Source organism: Mesorhizobium sp. WSM4823, assembly GCF_055811195.1.
On record NZ_JBVVQL010000001.1, the window covers coordinates 733,143 to 758,495 of the forward strand.

Here is a 25,353-nt window from a genome sequence, read left to right on the forward strand (position 1 = left end):
CAACCCGCCTCCCCAAATCCCCCCCGCGACCCTCCCACGCCCCCGGCGCCGCGCCCCGGGGTTTTTTTGGGGGGGGCGGGGGGGGGGGGGCCCCCCCCCCCACCGACGCCTGCTTTTCCCCGGCGCGCTGCCGCAAAACAAAGTCGCGATAGCTGATGCACTCGACATCCGGCTTGGTGCAGACCTCGCCTGCAAAGCGCTCCAGCGCATTCCAGTAGGCGCCGTCATTCATAAGCGTGAAATGGAAGCCGAGTTCCAGCGGAATGCGTTTCCCCTGGTGTTGGGCATCGAACGCGGCGCGAAAGGCGTCATAGGTCCGGTCGGCGAACTCGTCTGCCTTGCTCGGCCGCTCGAAGCCGCCGGAATGCCTGACATAGAGATTGTAGTCCATCGCGATCACCCGTCTTCTGTCGGGGCCTTCCGGAATCTGCGGCAGCGAAAAGCGCGTGATGCCATTGGCGGTCGTCGGCCGGACCGGTCCGCGCGAGACGCCGCTCGCGTCGAAGACGTAGCCCGCCTTTGGCAGCGCCTCGTAAAGCGCCTTGTTTGTCGACAGATAGGGTGCGCGAAAGCCGACTGACTGACGCGCGATTTCGCGCCAGCCCGCGGGTTCGGGGGCAATGCCGTTGATCGAATAGGCGTTTTCGAGAATGTGGGAGAAAGAGCCGAACTCGCTCAGCCAGTCGGCCTTGCTCCAGTCCTTGCCGTCGAAATGGCCGCAGCCATGGCTGCCGATGTCGTGCCCCTCCGAGGCGGCGAGGTTTATCTGCTCGAGCCGGTCGGCGACTTCCTGCTTCGAGGCCGCAAAGCCGATATTGGATTTTCCCGATGTCTTGCCGGGCGCCGTATACTCCTCGCGCGTTTCCGGCGAGAGCAGGAAGACGCAGGAGACGAAATAGGTGAAATGGGCGCCGGTGCGCGCGGCTAGCGCCCGGCCGCGCTTCCACTGCGAAATATCGCGGGCGCTGTCGAACGAGATGATGACGGCCTGCTTCGGCTTTGCCGGCGCTGGCGCCGTAGGCGGGTCGGCGGCAGCAGCGCCCGCCGCAGCAAGCGACGCGATGGAAAACGCAACAACGCGGGACAAACGAGGCATCGATGTCTGATCTGGATCTGAGGAGGGTTCGAGCACCGGCTATCGGCAAAATGTGGCGTCGGTGCGGTCGCCTCCGGTGGTCACATGCCCGGCGATTAGCCGATTTTCCTATCGTGCCTCTTCCATGCCGACGAAATTTCGCTAAAACGCGGGCTCCGCATCGGCCTGAGGATCGGAATTGATTGCAGGAAGCACGATGCGCAATTCAAAGTGTTAGAGCGTGCTTTGTGCGTCCAAGGACGCAGGTCGCTCTAAACCGCCCTGGGGCGGCAGGATGGTTTTGAGATGTCGGACGACAGTTTTATCCGCGAAGTCAACGAAGAGATTCGTCGCGAACAGGCGCATGCGCTGTGGGACCGTTTTGGCCCTGCCTTGATTGCGCTCGCGGTGCTGGTGGTGCTCGGCACTGCCGCCTTCGTCGGCTATCGCTATTGGGACGAGACCCGCGCCAATCGCTCGGGCGATGCCTTCTCGCAGGCGCTGAAGCTTGCCAATGAGGGCAAGAGCGACGAAGCGCTGACGGCCCTCGGGGCGCTGGAGAAAGATGGCTACGGCGCCTATCCGCTGCTAGCCCGCATGCGGGCGGCAACCGTCAAGGCGGACAAGGGCGATTTCGCCGCCGCGGTCAAGGACTTCGATGAGGTCGCCGCCGACGCAGACATTCCATCAGGTCTTCGCGACATGGCGCGCCTCAGGGCAGCGCTGCTGCTCGTCGATCACGGTTCTTTCGCCGATGTCTCCAGCCGCGTCGAGGCGATCACCGCCGACACCAATCCCCTGCGCCATACGGCGCGCGAGGCGCTGGGCCTTGCCGCCTGGAAGGAAGGCAAGGCAACGGACGCACTGAAACTGTTCGACCAGATCGCCTCGGATGATGGCGCCCCGCGCAACGCGCGCGAGCGGGCGACGTTGATGTCCGAGCTGATCCGTGGTTCGGGCGGCGTGTCGTAGTGCAATGTCGCCCAAAAGTGCGAAGCGGTTTTGGGATCAACGACATGCACGATGGTAGAGCTGAATGACATTCAAAGTCGCCATCATCGGCCGGCCTAACGTCGGCAAATCGACCCTTTTCAACCGTCTGGTGGGAAGGAAGCTGGCGCTTGTCGATGACACGCCTGGCGTCACCCGCGACCGTCGCGTCCATGCCGCCAAGCTCTACGATCTGCATTTCGACGTCATCGATACCGCCGGCTTCGAGGACGCTGCTGCTTCGACGCTGCCGGGCCGCATGCGTGCCCAGACCGAGATCGCCATCCGCGAAGCCGACCTGATCTTTTTCACGATCGATGCCAAGTCCGGGCTGATGCCCGACGACAAGACCTTCGCCGAGATCGTGCGCAAATCCGGCAAGCCGGTTGTCGTCGTCGCCAACAAGGCCGAGGCGCGCGGCGCCCAGGGCGGCATGCTGGAAGCCTGGGAACTCGGCCTTGGCGAGCCGATCCCGGTCTCGGCCGAGCACGGCCAGGGCCTGCCCGATTTGCGCGATGCGGTGATCGCTGCACTGGGCGAGGCGCGCGCCTTCGGCGAAGACGAAGAGGATGCGGACGAGGAGACCGCCGCCAGCGAGGTGCTGATCGGCGAGGACATCACCGATCCGGATGCCGAGCCGACCTATGATGATACCAAGCCGATGCGCATCGCCGTCGTTGGCCGTCCGAATGCCGGCAAGTCAACGCTGATCAACGCGTTGATCGGCGAGGAGCGGCTGTTGACCGGGCCGGAAGCCGGCATCACCCGAGACTCCATCTCAGTCGACTGGGATTGGCATGGCCGCCGCCTGAAACTGTTCGACACCGCCGGCATGCGTCGCAAGGCCAGGATCCACGAAAAGCTGGAAGTCATGTCGGTGCAGGACGGCCTGCGCGCCATCCGCTTTGCCGAGATCGTCATCATCGTGCTCGACGCCACCATTCCCTTCGAGAAGCAGGATCTGCAGATCGCCGACCTGATCATCCGCGAGGGCCGCGCGCCGGTGATCGCCTTCAACAAATGGGATATGATCGACCACCCCCAGGAACTCCTGGCGGAACTGCGCGAGAAGACTGAGCGGCTGTTGCCGCAGGCGCGCGGAATGCAAGCGGTGCCGGTCTCGGCCGAGACTGGGCGCGGCCTCGACAAGCTGATGGATGCCGTCATCAGGACGCATCGAGTGTGGAACAGCCGCGTCTCGACCGGCAAGCTCAACCGCTGGCTGGAAGGCATCCTAGCGCATCATCCGCCGCCTGCCGTGGCCGGGCGTCGGCTGAAGATCAAATATGTCACGCAGGCCAAGACGCGCCCGCCGGGCTTCGTCGTCTCCTGCTCACGGCCGGACGCGATGCCGCAATCCTATGTCCGCTATCTCTCTAACAGCCTGCGCGAAGCCTTCGACATGCCCGGCGTGCCGATCCGCATCGCCTTGCGCACCTCGGAAAATCCGTTCGCAAGCAAGGCGAAAAAACGCCGCTGAGCGATTGCGCCTCGGCGATTGGCGGAACGCCCATCGCTTCGTCATGCCGCGACGCCGATCACCATTCCGGGCCTTCTCGTCTTCTGGTCGTGGGCGGGCGTCTGGCTGGCTGCGGCTTTTTGCGCGCCGATCGCCTGGCCGATCTTTCTTCGGCCCGAAGATGGCCGCAAAAGCGCCTGACTTCAGATCGAGGGAGGGTCGACAGGGAAAACACGATCCAACCTGTTAACGCACCATCAAGGTTAATGCATCATTGTGCCTCTCCAGTGGGGTCAGTTGCGTTTCTGGAGAGTTCCGTGCATCGACGTGTTTTGAAGCGGCTTGTCGCCGTCGCCGGTGAGAAGAAACGTTCACTGCTGTCTCCGTCCATTGTTGATCGGTACATTCGGACCGGCTTTCCGAATCTCTCCGTGTACCGACGTCTCCCGACGCTGGTTGCCGCCGTCGGTGAGAAGAGACGTTCACTGCTGTCTCCTCTGGTCATTGGGCTTGGCATCTGGGTCGGCTTTCCCACGGTCATTGCCTATCAGGACATGACGAGCCTGGTTTCCGGCCTCAAGGCGCCGAACGCCCGCTGGAACGCCTATGTCGAGAAATCCGTCGCCGGCTCGGTTCACGCCGCCGAAATGCCTTTCCTCGATTCCGACACGACCGGCGCGATCTCGGGTTCCGGCGTCCGGTTGCCCGGCATCGGCGCTGTGTCGTTTCGCGGCAAGGGCAGCGCGGCCAGCACGACGCCCGACGAGGACCGCGTCATACGTGCCGACAAGAAAGGCCGCATCATCATGGTCTCGCCGGTCGCGCCGCCGAAGAATTTCAACGCCGGCTCGATTTTCAAACGCACCTCCTCACTGCTCCGTCCAAGCATGGACAGCGGCCTGAAGATGGCCTTCGCCACGCCGGAGATCAAAGGCAAGGAGATCCAGATTGCCGCCGCGTTCCACGCGCGCGTCGACAAGAAGCCGGATCCCGGCGTGCCGGCCATGCTTGCCGCACTGGTCAACAACGATCGCCCCGATGTCCTTGCGACCGCCTACGCAGCGGCTGAGCCCGACTATGCCCAGGCTTCGCCCTTCGAGGCCTTGCTGCAGGACGAGAAGCCCAATGGCGGCCGCTTCATTCCGCCGCTGGCCAAGGGCGATCATTCGTGGATGCAAACTCCGCTGCCGGCGAGCGTCTTCTCCAAGCCGGAACAGACTTGTCTCGCCAACGGCATCTACTTCGAGGCGCGCGGTGAATCGGTGCGCGGCCAGGCTGCCGTCGCCCAGGTCATCCTCAATCGCGTTCGCAATCCGGCCTATCCGAACTCGATCTGCGGCGTCGTCTATCAGAACGACAAATGGTTCAACCGTTGCCAGTTTTCCTTCGCCTGCGACGGCAGGAAGAAGCGCATCCAGAGCCCGGCCCACTACAAGACCGCGCAGGACATCGCCATGGCGGTCACTGCTGGCAAGATCTTCATCCCGGAAGTGGGATCGTCGACCCATTACTACGCCAACTACGTCAATCCGGGTTGGGCGCGGACAATGAAAAAGATGACCAAGATCGGCCTGCACATCTTTTATCGCACCTATGGCGGCGGCTGGAGCTGAGCGCTTCGCAAGGTCCCAGACGCGGTCGATCGAAGACGCATCGCCGGGGGGATTCGGCCGCGGCACGCCAACGATGGTGTCGGGCACGATGTCGCACCCTGGCAAGCTACTGATTCAACTATGAAAAATACTTGAGGCTGAAGGTCCGCCCGTGGCTTGACGGGCGCGGACCCTCTAACTATGTTGCCGGCGACTTAAGAGCGGACGGACGGCGACGATCTGACCGGGCAAGGGGGTTGCGATGGCCGACAAGAATGGGCCAGACGGAACCGGAGAAACCGGCCCCGGCAAACAGCGTCAAGCCGACATCCGCGACGAAGATCTTGAGCGCCGCCGGCGCGACCTTGAAGCATCGCTTGCGACAAGGCGGCCGGACCGGCTCGAGGGGAAAGACGACGCGAAAGCGGGCAGTGCGGCCGGGTATGGCCAGGCGCTCAAACTGTCCAGCGAGTTCATCGCCGGGATAGTGGTTGGTGCCGGTATCGGCTGGATCATCGATCGTTTGGCAGGGACATCGCCTTGGGGTCTGATCGTTTTTTTGCTGCTGGGTTTTGTCGCCGGCGTGCTCAACGTCCTGCGTTCTGCAGGGCTTATGGCGGAATTCGGACAGGGCGATAGAACGCGCGATCCGAAAGAATGAATTTGAGGCGCCGCTTGCCGGCGCACCGAACAGGACACTCAAGCCGCGTGCGGCTTTGATGGGGAATTAAAGTGGCTGCTGACAAGGTCGATCCGATCCACCAGTTCCATATCAACAAGCTGATTCCGATCGAGATCGGCGGCTATGATCTATCCTTCACCAATTCGGCCCTTTTCATGGTCGCGACCGTCGCCGTTGCGTCGGCGTTCCTCTATCTCACCACATCGAGCCGCAGCCTCGTTCCCACCCGTCTTCAGTCGGTCTCAGAAATGGCTTATGAATTCGTCGGCAACATGCTGAGGGACGCGGCCGGAACGCAAGGCATGAAGTTCTTCCCCCTCGTGTTTTCGCTGTTCATGTTCGTGCTTGTCGCCAATCTGCTCGGTCTTTTCCCGTATTTCTTCACCGTCACCAGCCACATCATCGTCACCTTCGGCCTTGCCGCGCTGGTGATCGGAACGGTCGTCGTCTACGGCTTCATGAAGCACGGCCTTGGTTTCCTGAAACTGTTCGTCCCGCATGGCGTGCCGGTATACCTGCTGCCGCTGGTGGTGCTGATCGAGGTGATTTCCTTCGTTTCGCGCCCGGTCAGCCTGTCGGTTCGTCTGTTCGCCAACATGCTGGCAGGCCACATCACGCTGAAGGTGTTCTCGGGCTTCGTCGTGAGCTTGAGCGCGCTTGGCACGCTTGGCATCGCCGGATCGGTCCTGCCGCTAGCGATGGCCGTGGCGCTGACGGCACTGGAACTGCTGGTCGCCTTCCTGCAGGCCTACGTCTTTGCCGTGCTGACCTGCATGTATCTGAACGACGCCCTGCACCCCGGGCACTGACCCAGGCTGGCCAAGAGTTTCCGGCATTGCTGCCGGATGGAATCGCAACAGAATTTTTAGATCCAAAGGAGTTGAACAAATGGAAGCAGAAGCAGCAAAGTACATCGGCGCCGGCATCGCATGCCTCGGCATGGGTGGCGCCGGTATTGGCCTCGGCAACATCTTCGGCAGCTATCTGGCGGGCGCGTTGCGCAACCCGTCGGCCGCGGATGGCCAGTTCGGCCGCCTGATCTTCGGCTTCGCCGTGACAGAAGCACTGGGCATCTTCTCCCTTCTCATCGCGCTTCTGGCGCTGTTCGGCTGAGCCCCTGTTCGGCTAACATTGGGAATTGGACGGCCCGCCGCAATCAGCGGCAGGCCTGATATCAGGGAATAGTCCATGTTCGTGACATCTGCCTTTGCGCAAGAGTCCGCGCCCGCCGTCGAAGGCGGCCATACCGGCACGGAAGGCGATACGCATTCCGGCACCGGTGTGCCTGCCGAGGCGCACGGCGTGTTCCCGCCATTCGATCCGGCGACATTCCCGTCGCAGCTTCTGTGGCTGGCGATCACCTTCGGGCTGTTCTATCTGTTCCTGAAGAAAGTGGTGATGCCGCGTGTCGGCGGCATCATCGATGTCCGCAACGACCGTATCACTCAGGACCTCGACCATGCCGCCAGGCTGAAGAGCGAGGCCGATGCCGCCGTTGCCGCCTATGAGCAGGAATTGGCGGAGGCCAAGACCAGGGCCAATGCGATCGGCCAGCAGGCCAGCGATGCCGCCAAGGCAGAAGCCGAAGCCGCCCGCAAGAAGGTCGAGGCAGCGCTTGACCAGAAGCTCGGCGAGGCCGAGGCTCGCATTTCGTCCATCAAGGCCAACGCCATGAAGGAAGTCGGCACGATCGCCGAAGACACCGCTTCGGCCATTGTCGAGGCGCTTGTCGGCGGCAAGGCCAGCAAGGCCGAGATTGCTGCAGCCGTCAAATCCGTGGCTAGGTGAGGAGCGCATCATGGACGCCACATCACTCGCGACGCTTTGGGCCACCGTTGCCCTCGTCATTTTCCTGGCCATTGCCGTCTACATCAAGGTGCCGGGGCTGATCGCCAAGGCGCTCGACGCCCGCGCTGACAAGATCAGCAATGAGCTTGAGGACGCGCGCCGGCTGCGCGAGGAGGCCCAGCAACTGCTCGGCGAATACCAGCGCAAGCGCAAGGAAGCCGAGCAGGAGGCTGCCGACATCGTCGCCGCCGCCAAGCGCGAGGCCGAAATGCTAGCCTCTGAAGCGCACCAGAAGACCGAGGACTATGTTATCAGGCGCACCGCACTTGCCGAATTGAAGATCGGTCAGGCCGAGCGCGAGGCGATCGGCGAGGTGCGCGCCAGTGCCGTCGACATCGCCGTCGAAGCCGCGCGCACGCTGCTCGCCGGCAAGATCGACGCCAGGGCCGGCGCCGACCTGTTCAAGGCCTCGCTTCAGGACGTGAAGTCCAAGCTGAATTAAGCGATTTCATCGAGAAATTCATCGAAAGCCGCCTGGGAAACCTGGCGGCTTTTTTATTGCGGGCGGGCGAGCGCGTAATCTCCCTCCTTGAGGGGGAGATGGCCGGCAGGCCAGGGGGGGTAGCCGCGCGTGAAGCGCCAACCTTCTCTTTTGTTCCACATGGCGTCGCGCCAGCCGAGACGACCCCCTCTGTCGCCTTCGGCGACATCTCCCCCTCAAGGGGGGAGATTGGCGCTCGCCTCAATCCAGCCCAACAAGGCTCTCTTCATCAGGCACTTCGGTTCCGCCAAGCCGGAACGGCGCGAAGGACGCGCGGTGTAGCCGCGCCACCGGTCCATGCAGCTCGATCGCCGTGCGGTGACGGACCGTGGCGTAGCCCATGTGGAGTTCGAACCCGTAATGCGCGTGATGGCTGCCGCAGCCGCACATCATGCGGTCGCGCATCACCTTGGCGACGATCGAGGCGGCGGCGATCGACTGCGAGCGCTGGTCGCCCTTGATCAGCGCCCTGCCTTCGCAGGGCAATCCGGGCGGCACATCGCGGCCATCGGCCAAGGCCAATTTCGGCTGCACCGGCAAGCCGACCAACGCGCGACGCATCGCCTCGAGGCTGGCCTTGAGAATATTGCTGCCATCGATGCCTTCCGCGCTGACGGAGGCCATCGACACGCCAAGAGCGGATCCGAGGATTTTCAGGAACAGCGCCTCGCGCTGCAAATGGCTGAGCCGCTTGGAATCGTCGAGGCCGTCGGGAATGTTGGCGGGATCGAGCACCACCGCTGCCGCGACGACCGGCCCGGCGAGCGGGCCGCGGCCCGCCTCGTCCATTCCCGCCACTGGCCACAGGCCCTCGCTCATCGCCTTCGTCTCGAAGGAGAAATCGGGTCTCTCAACGATTTCGAAGAGAAGCGGAGAATCAGAGCGCACGCGAGCCATGTTGCGGCGAGGTTCGCATTGGCTCCGATTCTCCGCAAGCCCCTTCGGGTCGGCGGGGCACCGGACCCGGAGGGCACCGTCTGCAAGCCCGGGGACAAGACAGGCCGGACGGGATCTTTTCATGTGCCGCCGGCAATAGCGGCACATGATGTTTTCAAAGCAGCATCAGTTGTTCGGTTGCCTTGGCCGCGACGACGAATTGGTCGGTCCTGAGCGACCGCCGCTCGGCATTGAGACCAAGCCGTTTGGCTGATATCTCGAAGCGCCGGCCGATCTGCCAGGCATAGGGGCCGGCGCCTTTCATGCGCTTGCCCCAATCCGAATCGTAGTCCTTGCCGTCGCGCATCGAGCGGATCAGCGACATGACGTGGCGATAGCGGTCCGGATAATGGCGCAGCAGCCAATCCTTGAAAATCGGCGCGACCTCAAGCGGCAGGCGCAGCACGACATAGCCGGCCTCGCGCGCTCCTGCAGCAAATGCCGAATCGAGGATGCGTTCCATCTCTTGATCGGTTAGGCCGGGGATGATCGGAGCCACCATGACCGATGTCGGAATGCCGGCATCCGAAAGCTGCCTGATCGCCTCCAGCCGCTTGGTCGGCGTCGACGCGCGTGGCTCCATCATTCTGGCCAACATCCGGTCCAATGTCGTCACCGACAGCGCCACCTTGGCCAGCCCGCGTTCGGCCATGCGCGACAGAATGTCGATGTCGCGCGTCACCAGCGCGGATTTGGTGACGATGCCGACCGGGTGGCCGCGCGCCTCCAGCACTTCGAGGATCTCGCGCATGATCCGGTACTGCTTCTCGATCGGCTGGTAGGGATCGGTGTTGGTGCCGATAGCAATGGTGCGCGGCTGATAGCCGTCCTTCGACAGTTCCTTGTCGAGCAGCCGCGCCGCATCCGGCTTAGCGAATAGCTTCGATTCGAAATCCAGCCCCGGCGACAGGCCCATGAAGCTGTGCGTTGGCCGGGCGAAGCAATAGACGCAGCCATGCTCGCAGCCGCGATAGGGGTTGATGGAGCGGTCGAAGGAAATGTCGGGCGATTGGTTGCGGGTGATGATGGTCCGCGGCTTCTCGACCTGTACCTCGGTCTTGAAGGGCGGCAGTTCCTCCAGCGAATTCCAGCCATCGTCGAACACATGTCGGCTGACCGGCTCGAACCGGCCGGACGGGTTGATGCCGGCGGACCGGCCGCGATTGCGGTCCGGACGGATACGGACGCCGCTCTGCTCGATCATCGCATTGGCCATCTCGGCTCTTCCGGCCCCGAAGGCGGCAATGTCGGCACGCACGATCTGTTCCATTTTCGCCCTCTCCCAGGGACTGTCGGCAGGCTGTCGAATCGCTCTGTTCATGAAAATAATCCTATTTCATCGACGAGAACAAAGCAAGAACTTTTTGCGGTGCGAAGCGACAACTGGCGCTACGCCCGGCTTTCCGCTATTCGGCTAACGATGCTCAGCGTTCTCATCCAGACCCTCAATGACGAAGAGAGACTTGCCCGCACGCTCGCCTCGCTGATCGGCGGCGCGGTCGAGGGCGTGGTGCGCGACGTCGTGGTCTGCGACACCGGCTCGACCGACCAGACGCACCGCGTTGCCGAACATGCCGGCTGCCTCTTTGTGGCGAGCGGCGGCATTGCTGCTGGTATCCGGCAGGCCAAGGGCGACTGGCTGCTGCTGCTGGAGCCGGGGGCGCGGCTGGCGGAAGGCTGGATCGACGAGGTCGCCGCCCACACATCAAAGCAAACCATGCCAGCGCGATTCTCGCGGGCGCGCGGCAGCCGCGTGCCATTCCTGTCGCGGGTGTTTTCGGGAAACCGGGCATTGGCCGAAGGATTGGTGATCAGCAAGCGTCAGGCCACGGCCTTGTCGAAAAACGCCCGCAGCGCCGAAGCCATCGCACGCGGCCTTGCGACCAAGAGGCTCGACGCCGAGATCTGGGTGGCGCCTACGAAGTGAGGGGCGGTCCTCTGCCCGAAAGCGCGAAGGAAGGCCGCGTCGCCTGCTGAAGTGAAGTTCTGCTGACGTTCCTTTTACGAGACGTTTGACTTTGTCTGGGTTAGGCGGGGAGCAGACTGTAGGCGGAAAAAATGCTGCCGGCTGAAATCAAGCTCGGCCACGTCTTCCGTTATCCTAATCTCTGGCATTGGCAACACCGCGAGGAAGGTGACAAGGGGCCGGGGTTCAGCCATTGCCGAGGGGCCCAACGATCTCGACGCCTTCGGCTAGCGCGGCTGCGACCAGCTTGCGGTCCAACGTGGCGAGCGGAAGCGTTCGCTCGAGAGCCAGTGACAGGTAGCCGGCATCGTAGGCGCTCAGCGCGTGGCTTGTTGCTAACGTCAAAAGAGATCCGTCACCGCCCGCTCCCGCATCCTCAAGCGGCAGGCGCCGCAACCGGCCCATCGCCGCGATCGCCTCGCCTGGAGCAATGCGGTTGCGGCGCTCGGCTATCAGAACGATGCTGCGGGCCTCGTGCCAGAACAGGGACGGCACCGGGCATTGCGCTGTCAGTGAGCCAATCAGCGCTTCAGCCGCCTCACTGTGCTCCTCCGGAAGGAGCCATGCGGCCGCAATGGACGCATCAAGGACGAAGACCATCAGTAGCGATGGCCTTCATACTTCCAGGCCAGAATCTCTTCGGTCGTGACGGGCTTGGCCCTGGCCCGCGCGGCGCGGGCTTCTTCGATCAGAGCGCCTAGGTCGTTTTTCTTGGGGATTCGGCTCAGTTTTGCGATTGGATCATTGCCGCGTGAAATGATGACCTCCTCCCCGGCTTCGACCTTGGCCAGCAGATCGGAGAGGTGTGTCTTGGCCTCTCCGACCTTGACGGTGATGGTCATGGTTCTCTCCTGAGGTCGCACATAGGCGCTATCGTTGAGCGGCGCGTGGACAGCACGGCAATTGGGAATTTAAACGACGGTAGCGCGATCTTTTCGTGTTGGTCAAGGCTTGGTCTATCGATAAGAGGCCATTATCACCGGCGACATCGGCGCTGTGCATTTTATTCGGAATGGCGAAGCAAATTGAATGAGCCGATGGCCTATGCGATCGCGGTGATAGGCGGATCTGATGGAAGCCGATTGGCGCGACACTCCTAGGGGGAATGCATATGGAGAAATGCATATGCTTGTCGTCCTGCCGGAAACTCGCGATACTCGGCAACATTTTCGGGGAGACTGCAGATGAACGCATCTAAATTCGCTCGTATCGCCTTGCTGGGAGCCGCCTGGTCAGTGCCGGCGATCGCGTCGGCGCAGGAATCGTCCCTTTGGTCGGTTTATGAGAACACGCTCAAATCGGCCAAGTACATCGATCTGACCCATGCCTTTGAGCCGGTGCAGCCGGTATGGCCGGGTTTCGCCAATGCCAAATTCAAGCCGACTGTCGCCGGGAAGGACATCGAGGGCTACGTCAAGGCCGGCGAGGAGTTCACCTACGACAAGCATGGCTTCGTCGCGACCGCCTACGAGTTGTCGACGGACCAATATGGCACGCAGCTCGATCCGCCCTCCCACTGGAACCCGCTCGGCGCAACGATCAGCGACCTGCCGGCCACCTATGCCGTGCGCCCGCTCGTCGTGATCGACATCAGCGGCAAGGTGCAAAATGACGAGGGCTATCACCTCCAGGTCGCTGACATCGAAGAGTGGGAAAAGGAGCACGGCCGCATACCGGAAGGTTCGGTCGTATTCGTGCGCTCGGATTGGTACAAGAAATGGTCCGATGCCGCCCGCTTCAACCAAAAGCCGTTTCCAGGCGTCAGTTTGGACGCGCTGAAGTTCCTGCATCTGGAGCGGAAGATCCTGTTTCATGGCCATGAGCCGCTCGACACCGACACCACGCCCAATCTCGAAGGCGAACATTGGCTGCTTCACAACGATTTCACCCAGGCGGAAGGCGTTGCAAACCTCGACAAGGTGCCGGAGGCCGGGGCGTTGGTTACAATCGGCTTTGCCAAACCGCTTGGCGGGTCGGGTGGCTATGCGCGTTACATCGCTATTGCACCCGCCGACTGGACGGAGGGCGTTTCGGTCACCGAAGCGCCTGGTGTGCCGCTTCCCCGGCAAACCGCGCCGCTCAAGCGTGATGAGAACGGCGTCTTCCGGCCGACGCCCTGATCACTAACGATCAAACGGACGGCCGGGCAGACGTTCGGCCCCTCGGGCGCTCGCGAAAACGTGACTGTCCCGGCGATAGCCATCGTATCCGCTAACGCTATCGTGGCGTGGCGCCAGTTCTGCCACGGGAGGCAGCCATGCTTCGCCTATCTGCCGCCGTTCTGCTGATACTGGCTTGCTGGCCGCCCGCCGCTTCGGCCCAGGAAGGGCCGCCGCCGTCGAGATGCGTTGCGATCGCGCAGGCGCTGCCGTCGGCCACCTATGCCAACTTCACGGCGCCAAAGGCGCAGACGCCGCTGTTGGCCCAGGCAGTCGTCGACGGCGAGGTTACGATCACCTATGCCGGCCATTCGACCTACATCATCGAGACGCCCGCCGGCGTCAGGATCGCCACCGACTTTTCCGGCGTCTACGGCGCTGACCCGCTGCCACGCGTGGTGACCATGAACAAGGCTCATCGCACCCATTATTCGGACCATCCGGATCCCGCCATCGAATATGTGCTGCGCGGTTGGAATCCGGATGGCGGTCCGGCGCGCCACGCCCTTGTCGTGGACGATGTCTACATCCGCAACGTGCCGACGGATATCCGCAATGGCGGCGATCTCGGCAAGGACGGCAATTCCATCTTCATCTTCGAAGTGGCAGGACTGTGCATCGGCCATCTCGGCCATCTGCACCACCGGCTGGAGGACGCGCATTACGGGGCCATCGGCCGGCTCGACATCCTTATGGTGCCTATCGACGGCGGCATGACGCTGTCGCTCGACCGGATGACCGAAATCACCACGCGGCTCTATTCCTCGATGATCCTGCCCATGCATCGCCATTCGACCCCGGTCAGCGAATTCACGGGTAAGATGGGCGACGATTTCGCCGTGGAATTCCTCTCCGGCCGGTCGTTGGCGGTTTCGCTGAAGACCTTGCCCGACCGGCCGACGATCATCATTCTCGAAGGGGTTTGATCGCTTCGTCCTGAACTTCCGAACCCTGCGCAACCTGTCCTTTCCACTCGATCGAAACAGGTGCTGAGGCTTGGCTTTCAGCAGGCAGTTTTAGCGGCTTCTCCACTCCGCAGGCCGACAGGACCTACGAGGGCGTGTCACTCCAGCTGTTGCGGTTATCGCTAAAATTGGTATTGTGTTGGTATTATCGCTATGGGCCCCAGGCGTGATATTCCTCGAATTTTTTGCTGCCGCGCAGAGCAAGGGAAGTGATGCGCCGGTCTACAGGCGTCTGCAGACAGCCCTGGTCGATGCGATCGCCTCGGGCACCTTGAAACCGGGAGCCATTCTTCCGCCCGAACGCGAGCTCGCCCTCGAGCTTGGCATCTCGCGGGTGACCGTGCGCAGAGCGATGGCTGAACTTGTGCGGCAAGGTCTGATTACCCAGCGACATGGCAGCGGAACATATGTTTCGGGGACGCGCGAGCGCGTCGTGCAAAGCTTGAGCCGACTTTATTCCTTCTCCGAAGACATGACGTCGCGCGGCCGGATGCCAGGTACGCTGTGGCTGGAGCGCGACCTTAGCCTGGCCAATGCCGACGAGGCGCGCCAGCTCGAAATGCCCAGTGGCGGGTCTGTCGTTCGAATGAGCCGGCTGCGGCTGGCGGACAACGAGCCCATCGCGTTGGAAAGCTCGTTGATTCCGGCTACTATCTTGCCCGACCCGAAGAAGATCGAAGACTCCCTCTACCAGACGTTGCGCGACCTTGGCCATGTTCCGGTCAAGGCCGTTCAGCGTTTCTCGGCGATCAACCTCGATGAAAAGAGCGCCCGCCTTCTCAAGGCACAAACGGGCGCCGCGGCGCTCGACATCTACCGGATAACCCGGAGGGAAGACGGCGTCGTCGTTGAATCCAGCCGGTCGATTTTTCGCGGCGACGCCTACGATTTCGTTGCTGAACTCGGGCTGGGCAGATGAAATATGGTACCGGGCAGATCGGCGCCATCAGCGAAGCCCTTCGTGAAAATAAAACAGGCACGCGCTGATGTCCGGCACGATTGAACCGCCACCAGGCGGCCATGGATCAGCCTGCATTGCGTGCCGTCAGAGATAAGACCAATTCATGACCAGTTATTTTCTTGGCATCGACGCGGGCTCGTCCGTAGCCAAAGTCGCGGTATTCGACGAGAAAGGCCAACAGCTCGGCATGGGATTTCGTCGCATTCGCCTGCAAAGACCGTATCCGGGCTGGTCGGAACTCGATCCCGCCCTGGCATGGAGCGCGGTGAGCGAGGCGATTCGCGCGGCTCTCGACAATGCCGGTATCGTGGGAAACGACATTGCCGCCGTGGGCTTGTCGGCAGCCATGGTAGGGGCGTGGCTGGTCGATGACACCGGCAGTGCCTTGCGCCCCGGTATCATTTGGGAGGACAGCCGGTCGCAGGATTTGCTGGAACGGCGGGCGGCCGACGTGCCGGATTTCTATCAAAGGATCTTCCAGTCGGATGGCTGCGTATTGCAGCAGGGCTGCACGTTGCCGCTCCTTGCCTGGCTGCGAGCACATGAGCCAGATGTGCTGGACAGGGCGGCCCATGTTTTCGGCTATAAGGATTTCCTGCGTCTGAAGCTGACCGGGCGGGTAGCCGCCGATCGAACGGAAGCTGCAGTGGCGCCAGGCAGCGCGCGGCAGCGCGACTACAGTCCCGAAATGCTTGCGCTGTTCGATGTCGCCGACCTGGCGCACAAGCTGCCGCCAGCAGCAGATTCCGAAACCATAGCCGGCTTCGTCACGGCCGCAGCAGCAATTGCTACCGGCCTGGGGGAAGGCACGCCGGTGGCGATCGGCGCCGGCGACGTTCCGGCAACGGTCATTGGCGCCAGTGCGCTCGAGAGCGGGATGGCGATGGCGGTTCTCGGCACGACCTGCATGGTCGGCATCGTCTCGGATCGGCCCGTGTTCACGCCACCCAATCTGGGCCTGCTTTTTACCTTGCCCGGCGAGAATTGGTTCCGTGCGATGGTCAACGTGGCCGGCACGCTCAACCTTGACTGGGCTATCGAAACGCTGTTGCCCGACATAGCCGGGGAACCCGATCTCTACGCGCGGGTCGAGGCGATGATCGCCCCGCTGCCTGTCGGCAACGAGGGCGTGACCTATCTGCCATATCTCAGCGAGAGCGGCATCATTGCGCCAGTGGTCGACCACGAGGCGCGCGCCGGTTTTTACGGTCTCGCACCCCGACACGGGCGGCCTCACATGATCCGGGCCGTCTATGAGGGCGTGACGCTGGCGATGCGCGATCTGTACCAAGGTCTGGAAGGCGCCAGCGGCGAAATCCTGCTGACCGGCGGCGGAGCGCGCAGCCTGATGTGGACCCAAATGATCGCCGACGCGCTCGGCGTCACCGTTCTCGTCCCGGCCGGGACGGAATTTGGCGCCAGGGGAGCAGCTCTCCTCGCGGCGACAGCCATTGGGCGGTTCGGGTCGATCCGCGAAGCTTCGACTGCGACCCGGCAGATACAGCGCCGCCATGAGCCGGACGGTTCGATGAAGCCGGCCTGGGACCGCGCCTTCACTAATTATTGCGCCCGCCGCGACAGCAGCTTGCGCAGATAGCCGGAAAAGCTCTACACAGTTGTTCCAGGTGGTACATACCACGAGAAATTCTGGTTCAACCTGTCCATGCCTTCGATCATCGCCGCAGACGACGTGCCGCTTTACCAACGCATCGCGAGTTCGTTCGCGGCGCAGATCGCATCCGGTGCGCTGAAGGTCGGCGAAAGACTGCCGTCGGAGCGGCAGATGGCCGAGGAACTCGGCGCGAGCCGAATGACTGCTCGCCAGGCGCTCAAGCTTCTCGAACGGCGCGGCTTGGTAGAGACGCGCACCGGTCGAGGCGCCTTTGTCGCCCATCCGCACATCGAACAGCAGCTCAGCACGTTGAGCGGTTTCACCGAGGAGATGCATCGCGGCGGCCGCATGGCTTCCAGTATCGTGCTGGATGCAGGCGTTGGCGCGGCGGATCGCGAAGCGGCGGCAGCACTCGGCATTGCCGAGCATGCGCCGGTTCATCGCCTCGTTCGCGTGCGTCTGGCGGATGCCGAGCCCGTTGGTCTCGAGCGCACCGAAATCCCGGCCATGCTGGCGCCGAAACTGCTGGAACGCGCGGATTTCAGCACGGATTCGCTCTATCGCGTGTTGCGCGAGGATTATGGCCTCTACCCGAGCGAAGCCGAGCAGAAGCTCTGGTCAGCGCATCCGGATGCGGCCAGTGCTGCGTCGCTTGGTATTTCGCTGCAGAGCCCGGTTCTCCTTCTCACCCGCCGCACGCTCGATGCGAAGGGCCGTCCGATCGAATACGTGCGGGCGGTCTATCGCGGCGACTGCTTCGTGATGCGCGTTAATCTGACGCTCGGATTGGACAAATGACCAAAACGCCGACTGCCGCCGCTTATCTGGCCGACCTCACCACCCGCATCGGCCGTCTGTACGACGACAATGCCGAAGCGATCGCGCTCGCCGCCGCCGCCGTCGAGCGCACGGCCAAGGCTGACGGGCTGGTCTATGTTTTTGGCACCGGCCACAGCCACACCATGGCCGAAGAGGCACATTTCCGGGCCGGTGGGCTGGCGCTGACCGTGCCGATCCTCGCCGCCACGACCATGGTGCATGAAGGTGCGGTCGCGGGCACTGTATTCGAGCGAATGTCGGGCATCGTCGCGCCCATATTCGCCCGCTATCCAATCGGCCCAAACGATGTGCTGATCGTCGTGTCCAACAGCGGCGTCAATACGGCCACCGTAGAGGCTGCGTTGATAGGCAAGACAATCGGAGCGACCGTTGTCGCGATCACCTCGGAAGCCTATTCCAAGGCTGCAGCCCAAGGGCGGACGCGGCTCGCCGATGTCGCCGACATCGTCCTCGACAATGGTGCGCCTCCTGGCGACGCCACCGTCAGCCTGCCGGGGAGCAGTTTGCGTGCCGGCCCGGTCTCAACCTCGATCGGGGCAGCGCTGATGAACGCCGTCTTTGTGGAAGCAGCCGCGCGTCTGCAGTCGGCTGGTGGCGCCGCACCGATTTATCTCAGCGCCAACATGCCGGGCGCCAAGGAGGTCAACGAGGCGCTGATCGAGCGCTATCGGCCGCGCAATCCGCATCTTTGAGATTCCAGGACACAGGGATTTCGGGACTCAAGGGGAGTCTCGGAGCAACGGGAGAAAACGATGATGGGCCCTACAAGATTTCTGACGATCGCCGGCTTTGCCGCTACGCTTCTTGCCGGCACCGCCTATGCCGAGCCGGTAGACCTGACGCTCTGGCATATGGAGCAGCCGCCACACCGCGTGCAGCGCATGAAGGAGCTGCTCGACGAATTCAACGCTGCGCATCCCGATATCCAAGTCAAGCAGGAGCCGCAAAGCTGGGGCGAGGTCTACGCCAAGGCGCCGGCTGCCTTCGCTGCCGGAAACGGTCCGGACCTTCTCTTTACCATTCCCGATTTCACGACAGTTCTGAAAGGCATCGATGTCGTCGTGCCGGTCGACGACCTGGTCAAGGACCTCGAGGGCAAGCATGGCTTCGTCGAAGCGACACTCGCGCCCTACAAATATGACGACCATGTCTGGGCCGTGCCGGCCTACAACATGGCGATCTCGCTATGGTACCGCAACAGCGTGCTGAAGGCGGCAGGCGTCGAGGTGCCGAAGACCTGGAGCGAGTGGCAGGCGGCCGCCGAGAAGCTCTCGACCGATGGCAAATCCGGCATCGGTCTTCCGGCCAACAAGCAGCTCTATACGGACCAAACCGTCTATAGCTTCATGGTCAACAGCGGTGCGGGCGATCTCTACAACGACGACGGCTCGATTGCCTTCGACAAGCCGGAAACCGTCAAAGCCTACGATTTCTACAGCAAGCTTGCCAAGTTTTCGCCAGCCGACAACAGCACGTGGACCTGGGGGGAGGCCGAGGCCTGCTTTGCAAACAGCAGCTGCGGCATGATCCTGCAATTCGGTGTCATCAACACCTACGAAACGCAGGCCGAAGGCGATGCCGCCGATCTCGGCGTGGCGTCCGTTCCCCATGCCGACGATCAGAGCGCGTCGGCGACCATCTCCTATTCGAACGCCATCATGCTGACGACAAAGGATGAGGCGAAGCAGAATGCCGCCAAGGTGTTTCTCACCTGGTTGCTTGAGCCTGCAAATTACGGTCGCTTCCTCACAATGGAGCCAGGCCTGTTCCTGCCGGTGACCAATGACGGCGCCAAGACGGAATCGTTCTGGAGCGACAAGACCGTGACCAAATACAAGTCCCAGGTCGAAACCATGATCGCCAATTCGCAAACCGGCAAACTCTTCGGCTTCACCACCGGCAAGGTGTTTCCATCGATCGGAGCGATCTCGGCTCAGAATGTGATCGCCGAGACCCTACAGCACGTTGTTGTCGACGGTCAGAGCGCTGCCGATGCCGTCAAGGCCGGGCAGGCGCGCATGTCCGAAATCGCTGCCAAATAGCGGGGCAAGCCGGGGAACGCTCATGAAGAATACGACGCTCGCCTTTGCGTTCGTTTCGCCGGCGCTCCTCTTCCTGCTGGCGGTCCTCGGCTGGCCGCTCGTTCAAGCCGCCATCCTGAGCTTTCAGGATGTCGGCGTGATCGGTTCTGAAGGCCAGTTCATCGGCCTCGGCAATTATGCAACGATCCTCGGCGGCGCCGGCTTCTGGCGTGCGCTTGGCCGCAGTGTCGTCTGGGTGCTGTCCAACGCGGTGGTGCAGACTTTGTTGGCGCTGGCAGCGGCGCTTATCCTCAATCAAAAATTTCCCGGCGTCCGGATCGCACGCACCTGGATAATCCTCACATGGATTGTGCCCACCGTGGTGGTCGTCATCATCTGGCGCTGGCTGCTTTCCTCGTCTGGCGGCATGATCAACCCTCTTTTGATCCAGGCCGGCGTGATCGAGCGTCCGGTTGGCTTCTTCGCCACGCGCGAAGGCGCCATGACCACGCTGATCATGATCAATTCCTGGCGCTGGTTTCCGTTCACCACACTGATGATGCTGGCTGGCCTGACGCGAATCCCGGGCGATCTCTACGAGGCGGCCCGGATCGATGGCGCTGGCACGTTCCAGCGTTTCAAGCGCATCACCTGGCCGTTGCTGCAACCGACGCTGATGGTGCTCGGCGTCGTCGGCACGCTTCTGTCCTTCAACGTCTTCGACGTGATCTGGCTGCTCACTGCGGGTGGCCCGTCCGGCGCAACCCAGACATTGCCGGTGCTCATCTATGAAACCGCCTTCAAAGGCTATCGTTTGAGCGAAGCTGCGACGATTTCCGTCCTCACCAGCATCCTCCTGATGGGATTCGCCTTTTTGACGACGCGTGCCATGACGGCGGCGGAGGCGGATCGATGAGGCGTACTTTCGGCCAGTCGCTTTCGCTCTATGGCGGCGTTTTGGTCCTTGCTCTTGCAATCGGTCTGCCGTTCTGGTGGGTGTTGAGCGGCTCCATCAAACTGCCGAAGGAAATCATTCAGCGTGTACCCACGATGGTGCCGCACAGCTTTACCCTTCAACATTTCGAAAAGCTCCTGCAGGCCTCGGATTTCCCGATTTATCTGCTCAACAGCATGGTTGTGGCGCTGTTTTCCACGGCCTTCACGGTGTTGCTGGCCTTGCCTGCCGCCTATGCCTTTTTTCGCATGGAGTTCCCGGGCCGCAACGCGCTCTACAAGACGATCCTGCTCGCTTACGCCTTCCCCGGCGTGGTGGTGCTGATCCCGCTCTACGGCCTGTTCGCGAAGGTCGGGCTGATCGACAGTCCGGTGGCGCTGGTTATCGTCAACGTCGCCTTCGCGTTGCCGTTCTCGATCTGGATGATGCGTTCGTTCCTGGCGACCGTTCCGCGCGAGATCGAGGAGGCGGCGGTCGTCGATGGAGCACCCACCACCACCATCCTGGTCAGGATCCTGATGCCGCTGATTGCGCCGGGCATCGCCAGCGTCGCTATCTTCGCGTTCATCTCGTCCTGGACGGAGTTCCTGTTCGCCTCGGTATTAATCGTCTCGGATGCCAGGCGCACCATTCCGGTCGGCTTTGCCGGCATCATCGGCCAGTATCAGATCGACTGGGGCCTGCTGCTTGCCGGCGCCACGGCAGCTATCATTCCGGTCGTCGCACTCTTCGCCCTTGTCGGCCGCTGGTTCGTCTCCGGCCTCACCGACGGCGCCGTAAAATAGGCTCGAGGAAGAACTATGGCGGGTCTATCACTTCAGTCGGTCAAGAAGCGCTTTGGCGAAACCGAAATTATCGGTGGTGTCGATCTTGACGTCGCCGATGGTGAATTCGTCGTCTTTGTCGGCCCCTCCGGCTGCGGCAAGTCAACGCTTCTGCGCATGATCGCCGGGCTGGAAAGAACCTCGGACGGGCGTATCCTGATCGGCGGGCGCGACGTCACCGAGGAGGATCCAGCCAAGCGCGGGATCGCCATGGTGTTCCAGACCTATGCGCTCTATCCGCACATGACTGTGGCCACCAACATGGGATTTCCGTTGGAGATGGCCGGGCGCCCTAAGGAGGAGATCGACCGCAAGGTGGCGGAGGCGGCGAAGATACTACATCTGGAGGCCTATCTCGGGCGTAAACCACGCGAGCTTTCCGGCGGACAGCGCCAACGCGTTGCCATCGGCCGCGCGATCGTACGCCAGCCGGGCGTCTTCCTGTTCGATGAGCCCCTGTCGAACCTCGACGCCGAACTGCGTGTGCAGATGCGCATCGAGATCGCCCGGCTGCATCAGGAACTCGGCACAACCATGATCTACGTCACGCACGACCAGATCGAGGCCATGACGCTGGCCAGCCGTATCGTCGTGCTGCGCGCCGGTCGCATCGAGCAGGTCGGCGCCCCGCTGGAGCTTTATGAGGACCCGGACAATAGTTTCGTGGCAGGTTTCATCGGCTCGCCACGCATGAATTTCGTCCCGGCTACGGTCACGGCTGTCGAAGACGGAAGGGCTGTGGTCGCGGCGCCGGAGGCCGGCCTCGCCGGCATGGCCATCACCACACGCGGCGCGCCGCCGAAACCGGGCACGTCAGTCAGCCTCGGCGTTCGTCCGGAGCATTTCGTGCCCGCCAAAGGCGCGACTGGAGCGCTTTCTGGCAAGATCTCCCTTGTCGAGCGCCTTGGCGGCGTCACCTACGGCCATGCTTTGCTCGCTAGCGGCTCGATGATCACGGTTGAAAGCCGCGAAGCGGATCGTTTCGAAATCGGCAAGACGGAAATCTTCGGATTCCAGCGCGCATTTTTGTTCGGCGCCGACGGCATTCGATTGTAAATGTCGGGTCTGGGTGAGTTGGTGGGGCGAGCATCATCTCCCCAGAGAAAATTATCGGCCTCTCTTTTATTGTGCATTGCACAAAACCTGCCCTGAGGTTACCACTGATGTGGGCAGATGGGTTGGGTAACGCTGGAGCGGTGGGCGACCGACGCTTCGTCGACGCTGCGCTCATTGCTGAGGATCCCGATGACCCTTTCAGGCCCTGACAAATCCGGTGCTGCCAGCCTCGAGTCGATCGCCCGAAACGGCAGCCTACTGCGCCGCATTGCAGTGCGGATTCCGACCTATCTGTCGGACCTTCGCGAGAATCCGGCATGGCTGCCGATGTTCATGCTGGCGCGCACCATGCCGGCGCGACGGTTGCATTGGCGTGGCGCCAAACCGGTACGACCAGCACAAAAGACCGAGGAAACGATGTTCACCGGCGTCGATCGTGATGCGGCAGTCGGCGCGCTCCGCTCGGACGGCCTCTTTTCAGGGCTTGCCCTGCCGTCGTCGGTCCACGAGGAGATCGCCAGCTTCGCGCAGCGCACGCCTTGCTTCGGCAATTTCGACCGTCGGCTGGAGTTCCTGCCGGCCGAGCATGCCGAGGCCGAGAAGCGCTTCGGCCGCCCCTTGCTCAGCGGGCATTTTTTCGAGCGGATCCTCGATTGTAACGCCGCGCTTACCGTGCAGCGCGACCCGCTGCTTCTCGACATCGCCGCCCATTATCTCGGCAGCCAGGCAAAGCTGATCACGACACGCGTCTGGTGGAGCTTTCCGACGAGCTCCGTCTCCGACGCCGAGAAGAACCTGGCATCGCTGGGAAAATACCACTTCGATCTCGACGATTGGCGGATGCTGAAATTCTTCTTCTATCTCAATCCGGTCGATGCCGAGACCGGTCCGCATGTCTATATCAGGGGCAGCCACAATCGACGCATCCTCAAGCACCAGATGACGCTTCTTGTCGGCCATCCGGCGGAAGAGGTTCTGAACGTCTATGGTGCGCAGAGCCCGATCACGCTGACCGGCGAGGCGGGTTTAGGCTTTGTCGAGGATCCGTTCGGCTTCCACATGGGCACCGTGCCGACGCGCAAACCGCGGCTAATGATGGAAGTCGGCTTCGGCGTTTCGCCGCCGTCGCGCCGGCGATTCCACGGCGAGCCGGTCATCCGGCGCTGATCTTTGGGAAAGCCCCGAAATAGCCTTCGGGGAATCTGGCTTAACTTATCTTGGTGCCGCCGCGCCTGAGATGCTCGTCCAGGCGCGGCATGATCTCGACGAAGTTGCAGGGCATGTGCCGGTAGTCGAGCTGCGGCTTCAAAATGCCGTCCCAGGCGTCCTTGCAGGCGCCGGGCGAACCGGGCAGCACAAAGACGAAGGTCGCGTTGACGACGCCGCCAGTCGCCCGGCTCTGGATCGTCGAAGTGCCGATTTTGTCATAGGAAATACGGTGGAACACTTCGGAAAAGCCGTCCATGCGCTTTTCGAAGATTGGCTCCAGCGCCTCCGGCGTCACGTCCCGGCCGGTAAAGCCAGTGCCGCCGGTGGTGATGACAACATCGATCGCTTCGTCCTTCGACCAGCCAAGAACCTTGTCTCGGATTTTCTCGCGGTCGTCGGTGACGATATCGCGAGCGGCCAGGACATGGCCGGCCTCCACGATGCGGTCGGCCAGCGTCTGGCCGGATTTGTCGTCGGCGAGGCTGCGCGTATCGGAAACGGTCAGCACCGCGATGCGCACGGGAATGAAGGAGCGGCTCTCGTCAATCCTGGCCATATCAGTCAGCCTCCGATGTCATGCTTCGCGTCGCAGCGACGAACCAGTCAGGATGGCGGCTGCGAATATCGACGGCCGCGCGCTTGGCCACATTGCCCGTCTCGAACAGCCCGAAGCAGGTCGCGCCGGAACCGGACATCCGGGCGAACCCCGCTCCGGCCTTGTTGAGCACCGAAAGCGCCTTGCCGATGGCGGGTTGGATCGCCCGCGCAGCGGGCTCGAGATCGTTGCGCGTGACCTCCAGCCAATTGCGGATGCTGTGGAAGTCGAGGCTGCGCGGCAGCGGCGGCAGCCCCTCATTGTCGCGACCGGAGAGCGCATTGAACACCTCGGCCGTGGAGACGGCAGTGCCGGGATTGACGAGAACCAGCCCGAGTGCCGGAAAGCCGGGAACGGTCCACAACTCGTCACCGATGCCGCGCGCGATCAGCGGCTTTGCCGCGAGGCACATTGGAACGTCGGCGCCCAGCGGGAGGGCGACCCGCGCCAGTTCGGCTTCGTCGAGGTCCAGCCTCCACGTTTCGGCCAGCCCGCGCAGCACCGTTGCGGCGTCGCTCGACCCGCCGCCGACGCCGGATGCGACCGGCAGGTTCTTTTCGAGCCTGATGGCGACCGGCGGTGTGTGCTGCAGACCAGCCTGCTCTCGCAGCGCGTCGCGCGCCTTTATGACCAGATTGCTGTCGTCGGGCGGGACCGTGGAGGCGTATCGGCCCGACACGGAAAACCCGTCGCTGTCGGCGAGCTTGATCTCGACCCTGTCGCCGAAGCGCGTGAACACCGCCAGGCTTTCGATCGTGTGATAGCCGTCGGCGCGCCTGCCGGTGACGTGCAGCGCGAGATTTATCTTGGCATGCGCGTGCAACGCCCGGACGGTGATGCCGGAATCCACTGTGTCAGTCGCGAGCGGGATGATGTCAGTCCTTGGCCAGCCGGTATTCGCCGGTCTTCGGATCCTTGACCAGCGTGCCCATTGAGCCGTTGGTAGCCTGCTTTTCGGTGCGCCGTGCCTTGGCCGTCACGCGCTCGGCTTCCTTGACGAAGGAGCGATAGCCGAAATAGGCGACGGCGCCGACGAGGGCAAAGAAAATGATCTGCGGCATATCAAAACTCCTCCCTCGCAAGGCCGGCATAGACATCCGGTCGGGTCGTTTGACGCTTCATGCTAG

At 62.5% G+C, this 25,353-nt stretch carries 27 protein-coding genes and 2 pseudogenes; 21 read left to right on the forward strand and 8 right to left on the reverse strand.

The features are described from left to right. Positions 1-94 precede the first annotated feature (94 nt). A pseudogene (locus AC0L26_RS03505) lies at positions 95-1,096 on the reverse strand (polysaccharide deacetylase family protein); the annotation flags it as partial. 285 nt (positions 1,097-1,381) lie between these two features. On the opposite strand from AC0L26_RS03505, the gene AC0L26_RS03510 reads away from it, so the two are divergent. The 8 genes from AC0L26_RS03510 (at position 1,382) to AC0L26_RS03545 (ending at position 8,088) form a co-directional block, all read left to right on the forward strand. After that, positions 1,382-2,047, forward strand: a complete 666-nt coding sequence (locus tag AC0L26_RS03510; RefSeq protein ID WP_473631271.1) for a tetratricopeptide repeat protein — start codon at positions 1,382-1,384, stop codon at positions 2,045-2,047. A gap of 64 nt (positions 2,048-2,111) precedes the next feature. Beyond that, positions 2,112-3,545, forward strand: a complete 1,434-nt coding sequence (der, locus tag AC0L26_RS03515) for a ribosome biogenesis GTPase Der (protein ID WP_473631272.1) — start codon at positions 2,112-2,114, stop codon at positions 3,543-3,545. A 410-nt stretch (positions 3,546-3,955) separates the two neighbouring features. Continuing rightward, entirely contained in the window at positions 3,956-5,137 is a 1,182-nt protein-coding gene (locus tag AC0L26_RS03520) for a cell wall hydrolase (protein ID WP_473631273.1), read from the forward strand. 241 nt (positions 5,138-5,378) lie between these two features. Beyond that, a complete protein-coding gene (locus AC0L26_RS03525; RefSeq protein WP_473631274.1) occupies positions 5,379-5,777 on the forward strand; it encodes an AtpZ/AtpI family protein in 399 nt (132 codons plus the stop codon). 71 nt (positions 5,778-5,848) lie between these two features. Beyond that, the gene (locus AC0L26_RS03530) at positions 5,849-6,607 is read left to right on the forward strand and encodes a F0F1 ATP synthase subunit A (protein ID WP_127314361.1); all 759 of its coding nucleotides are present in this window, start codon (positions 5,849-5,851) and stop codon (positions 6,605-6,607) included. Between the two features lie 79 nt (positions 6,608-6,686). Then, complete coding sequence (locus tag AC0L26_RS03535) at positions 6,687-6,911, forward strand: F0F1 ATP synthase subunit C (RefSeq protein ID WP_056103679.1); 225 nt, start codon at positions 6,687-6,689, stop codon at positions 6,909-6,911. Between the two features lie 75 nt (positions 6,912-6,986). After that, positions 6,987-7,586: a F0F1 ATP synthase subunit B gene (locus AC0L26_RS03540; protein ID WP_352938082.1), complete on the forward strand. Its 600-nt coding sequence runs from the start codon at positions 6,987-6,989 to the stop codon at positions 7,584-7,586. Positions 7,587-7,596: 10 nt separating this feature from the next. Beyond that, positions 7,597-8,088 carry a F0F1 ATP synthase subunit B gene (locus AC0L26_RS03545; protein WP_473631275.1) on the forward strand — a complete coding sequence of 164 codons (492 nt, stop codon included), beginning with the start codon at positions 7,597-7,599 and terminating at the stop codon, positions 8,086-8,088. A 240-nt stretch (positions 8,089-8,328) separates the two neighbouring features. Here the strand turns inward: AC0L26_RS03545 and AC0L26_RS03550 are convergent, their stop codons facing one another. Together AC0L26_RS03550 and AC0L26_RS03555 are read right to left on the reverse strand one after the other, a co-directional pair. Further along, positions 8,329-9,024 carry a ribonuclease HII gene (locus tag AC0L26_RS03550; RefSeq protein ID WP_354494333.1) on the reverse strand — a complete coding sequence of 232 codons (696 nt, stop codon included), beginning with the start codon at positions 9,022-9,024 and terminating at the stop codon, positions 8,329-8,331. 154 nt (positions 9,025-9,178) lie between these two features. Continuing rightward, on the reverse strand, positions 9,179-10,333 hold the full coding sequence (locus tag AC0L26_RS03555; RefSeq protein ID WP_473631277.1) for a PA0069 family radical SAM protein: 1,155 nt from the start codon (positions 10,331-10,333) through the stop codon (positions 9,179-9,181). 150 nt (positions 10,334-10,483) lie between these two features. Between AC0L26_RS03555 and AC0L26_RS03560 the strand changes: the two genes are divergently transcribed. Next, positions 10,484-10,990, forward strand: coding sequence for a glycosyltransferase (locus tag AC0L26_RS03560; protein ID WP_473631531.1), 507 nt, complete (start codon positions 10,484-10,486; stop codon positions 10,988-10,990). Between the two features lie 225 nt (positions 10,991-11,215). Here the strand turns inward: AC0L26_RS03560 and AC0L26_RS03565 are convergent, their stop codons facing one another. Together AC0L26_RS03565 and AC0L26_RS03570 are read right to left on the reverse strand one after the other, a co-directional pair. Next, positions 11,216-11,632 (reverse strand): type II toxin-antitoxin system VapC family toxin, encoded by a 417-nt coding sequence (locus AC0L26_RS03565; protein ID WP_473631532.1) that lies wholly within the window; start codon positions 11,630-11,632, stop codon positions 11,216-11,218. Then, positions 11,629-11,871: a type II toxin-antitoxin system Phd/YefM family antitoxin gene (locus AC0L26_RS03570; RefSeq protein ID WP_473631278.1), complete on the reverse strand. Its 243-nt coding sequence runs from the start codon at positions 11,869-11,871 to the stop codon at positions 11,629-11,631. Before AC0L26_RS03570 ends, AC0L26_RS03565 begins: the two co-directional genes overlap by 4 nt. Positions 11,872-12,213: 342 nt before the next feature. On the opposite strand from AC0L26_RS03570, the gene AC0L26_RS03575 reads away from it, so the two are divergent. The 12 genes and pseudogenes from AC0L26_RS03575 (at position 12,214) to AC0L26_RS03630 (ending at position 23,589) form a co-directional block, all read left to right on the forward strand. Continuing rightward, a complete protein-coding gene (locus tag AC0L26_RS03575; RefSeq protein WP_473631279.1) occupies positions 12,214-13,149 on the forward strand; it encodes a cyclase family protein in 936 nt (311 codons plus the stop codon). A gap of 137 nt (positions 13,150-13,286) precedes the next feature. Beyond that, positions 13,287-14,114, forward strand: coding sequence for an MBL fold metallo-hydrolase (locus AC0L26_RS03580; RefSeq protein WP_473631280.1), 828 nt, complete (start codon positions 13,287-13,289; stop codon positions 14,112-14,114). A 205-nt stretch (positions 14,115-14,319) separates the two neighbouring features. Beyond that, positions 14,320-14,553 (forward strand): annotated as a pseudogene (locus AC0L26_RS03585) (GntR family transcriptional regulator); the annotation flags it as partial. Positions 14,554-14,625: 72 nt separating this feature from the next. Beyond that, entirely contained in the window at positions 14,626-15,072 is a 447-nt protein-coding gene (locus AC0L26_RS03590) for a GntR family transcriptional regulator (RefSeq protein WP_473631533.1), read from the forward strand. Positions 15,073-15,217: 145 nt separating this feature from the next. Beyond that, positions 15,218-16,711 carry an FGGY-family carbohydrate kinase gene (locus tag AC0L26_RS03595; RefSeq protein WP_473631281.1) on the forward strand — a complete coding sequence of 498 codons (1,494 nt, stop codon included), beginning with the start codon at positions 15,218-15,220 and terminating at the stop codon, positions 16,709-16,711. 66 nt (positions 16,712-16,777) lie between these two features. Then, positions 16,778-17,524 (forward strand): GntR family transcriptional regulator, encoded by a 747-nt coding sequence (locus tag AC0L26_RS03600; RefSeq protein ID WP_473631282.1) that lies wholly within the window; start codon positions 16,778-16,780, stop codon positions 17,522-17,524. After that, on the forward strand, positions 17,521-18,258 hold the full coding sequence (locus AC0L26_RS03605; RefSeq protein ID WP_473631283.1) for an SIS domain-containing protein: 738 nt from the start codon (positions 17,521-17,523) through the stop codon (positions 18,256-18,258). The genes AC0L26_RS03600 and AC0L26_RS03605 overlap by 4 nt, the downstream gene beginning before the upstream one ends. A gap of 60 nt (positions 18,259-18,318) precedes the next feature. Then, a complete protein-coding gene (locus AC0L26_RS03610; RefSeq protein ID WP_473631284.1) occupies positions 18,319-19,608 on the forward strand; it encodes an ABC transporter substrate-binding protein in 1,290 nt (429 codons plus the stop codon). Positions 19,609-19,630: 22 nt separating this feature from the next. After that, positions 19,631-20,503: a carbohydrate ABC transporter permease gene (locus AC0L26_RS03615; protein WP_354494344.1), complete on the forward strand. Its 873-nt coding sequence runs from the start codon at positions 19,631-19,633 to the stop codon at positions 20,501-20,503. Beyond that, entirely contained in the window at positions 20,500-21,327 is an 828-nt protein-coding gene (locus AC0L26_RS03620; protein WP_473631285.1) for a carbohydrate ABC transporter permease, read from the forward strand. The genes AC0L26_RS03615 and AC0L26_RS03620 overlap by 4 nt, the downstream gene beginning before the upstream one ends. 15 nt (positions 21,328-21,342) lie before the next feature. Next, positions 21,343-22,422 carry an ABC transporter ATP-binding protein gene (locus AC0L26_RS03625; protein ID WP_473631287.1) on the forward strand — a complete coding sequence of 360 codons (1,080 nt, stop codon included), beginning with the start codon at positions 21,343-21,345 and terminating at the stop codon, positions 22,420-22,422. 189 nt (positions 22,423-22,611) lie between these two features. Further along, the gene (locus tag AC0L26_RS03630) at positions 22,612-23,589 is read left to right on the forward strand and encodes a phytanoyl-CoA dioxygenase family protein (protein WP_473631288.1); all 978 of its coding nucleotides are present in this window, start codon (positions 22,612-22,614) and stop codon (positions 23,587-23,589) included. A 40-nt stretch (positions 23,590-23,629) separates the two neighbouring features. On the opposite strand, the gene moaB is transcribed toward AC0L26_RS03630, so the two are convergent. The 3 genes from moaB to AC0L26_RS03645 are packed head-to-tail and all read right to left on the reverse strand — an operon-like array spanning position 23,630 to position 25,287. Continuing rightward, a complete protein-coding gene (moaB, locus tag AC0L26_RS03635; protein ID WP_473631289.1) occupies positions 23,630-24,187 on the reverse strand; it encodes a molybdenum cofactor biosynthesis protein B in 558 nt (185 codons plus the stop codon). A 1-nt stretch (position 24,188) separates the two neighbouring features. Further along, the gene (locus AC0L26_RS03640; RefSeq protein WP_473631290.1) at positions 24,189-25,076 is read right to left on the reverse strand and encodes a 4-(cytidine 5'-diphospho)-2-C-methyl-D-erythritol kinase; all 888 of its coding nucleotides are present in this window, start codon (positions 25,074-25,076) and stop codon (positions 24,189-24,191) included. Positions 25,077-25,101: 25 nt separating this feature from the next. Then, a complete protein-coding gene (locus tag AC0L26_RS03645; protein ID WP_473631291.1) occupies positions 25,102-25,287 on the reverse strand; it encodes a hypothetical protein in 186 nt (61 codons plus the stop codon). Positions 25,288-25,353: the final 66 nt, after the last annotated feature.

Coding starts and splice junctions, on each gene's coding strand:
- AC0L26_RS03510 (WP_473631271.1), top strand. CDS start 1,382: ATGTCGGACGACAGTTTTATCCGCGAAGTCAACGAAGAGATTCGTCGC.
- der (WP_473631272.1), top strand. CDS start 2,112: ATGACATTCAAAGTCGCCATCATCGGCCGGCCTAACGTCGGCAAATCG.
- AC0L26_RS03525 (WP_473631274.1), top strand. CDS start 5,379: ATGGCCGACAAGAATGGGCCAGACGGAACCGGAGAAACCGGCCCCGGC.
- AC0L26_RS03535 (WP_056103679.1), top strand. CDS start 6,687: ATGGAAGCAGAAGCAGCAAAGTACATCGGCGCCGGCATCGCATGCCTC.
- AC0L26_RS03540 (WP_352938082.1), top strand. CDS start 6,987: ATGTTCGTGACATCTGCCTTTGCGCAAGAGTCCGCGCCCGCCGTCGAA.
- AC0L26_RS03545 (WP_473631275.1), top strand. CDS start 7,597: ATGGACGCCACATCACTCGCGACGCTTTGGGCCACCGTTGCCCTCGTC.
- AC0L26_RS03550 (WP_354494333.1), bottom strand. CDS start 9,024: ATGGCTCGCGTGCGCTCTGATTCTCCGCTTCTCTTCGAAATCGTTGAG.
- AC0L26_RS03555 (WP_473631277.1), bottom strand. CDS start 10,333: ATGGAACAGATCGTGCGTGCCGACATTGCCGCCTTCGGGGCCGGAAGA.
- AC0L26_RS03560 (WP_473631531.1), top strand. CDS start 10,484: ATGCTCAGCGTTCTCATCCAGACCCTCAATGACGAAGAGAGACTTGCC.
- AC0L26_RS03570 (WP_473631278.1), bottom strand. CDS start 11,871: ATGACCATCACCGTCAAGGTCGGAGAGGCCAAGACACACCTCTCCGAT.
- AC0L26_RS03575 (WP_473631279.1), top strand. CDS start 12,214: ATGAACGCATCTAAATTCGCTCGTATCGCCTTGCTGGGAGCCGCCTGG.
- AC0L26_RS03580 (WP_473631280.1), top strand. CDS start 13,287: ATGCTTCGCCTATCTGCCGCCGTTCTGCTGATACTGGCTTGCTGGCCG.
- AC0L26_RS03590 (WP_473631533.1), top strand. CDS start 14,626: ATGACGTCGCGCGGCCGGATGCCAGGTACGCTGTGGCTGGAGCGCGAC.
- AC0L26_RS03595 (WP_473631281.1), top strand. CDS start 15,218: ATGACCAGTTATTTTCTTGGCATCGACGCGGGCTCGTCCGTAGCCAAA.
- AC0L26_RS03600 (WP_473631282.1), top strand. CDS start 16,778: ATGCCTTCGATCATCGCCGCAGACGACGTGCCGCTTTACCAACGCATC.
- AC0L26_RS03605 (WP_473631283.1), top strand. CDS start 17,521: ATGACCAAAACGCCGACTGCCGCCGCTTATCTGGCCGACCTCACCACC.
- AC0L26_RS03610 (WP_473631284.1), top strand. CDS start 18,319: ATGATGGGCCCTACAAGATTTCTGACGATCGCCGGCTTTGCCGCTACG.
- AC0L26_RS03615 (WP_354494344.1), top strand. CDS start 19,631: ATGAAGAATACGACGCTCGCCTTTGCGTTCGTTTCGCCGGCGCTCCTC.
- AC0L26_RS03620 (WP_473631285.1), top strand. CDS start 20,500: ATGAGGCGTACTTTCGGCCAGTCGCTTTCGCTCTATGGCGGCGTTTTG.
- AC0L26_RS03625 (WP_473631287.1), top strand. CDS start 21,343: ATGGCGGGTCTATCACTTCAGTCGGTCAAGAAGCGCTTTGGCGAAACC.
- AC0L26_RS03630 (WP_473631288.1), top strand. CDS start 22,612: ATGACCCTTTCAGGCCCTGACAAATCCGGTGCTGCCAGCCTCGAGTCG.
- moaB (WP_473631289.1), bottom strand. CDS start 24,187: ATGGCCAGGATTGACGAGAGCCGCTCCTTCATTCCCGTGCGCATCGCG.
- AC0L26_RS03645 (WP_473631291.1), bottom strand. CDS start 25,287: ATGCCGCAGATCATTTTCTTTGCCCTCGTCGGCGCCGTCGCCTATTTC.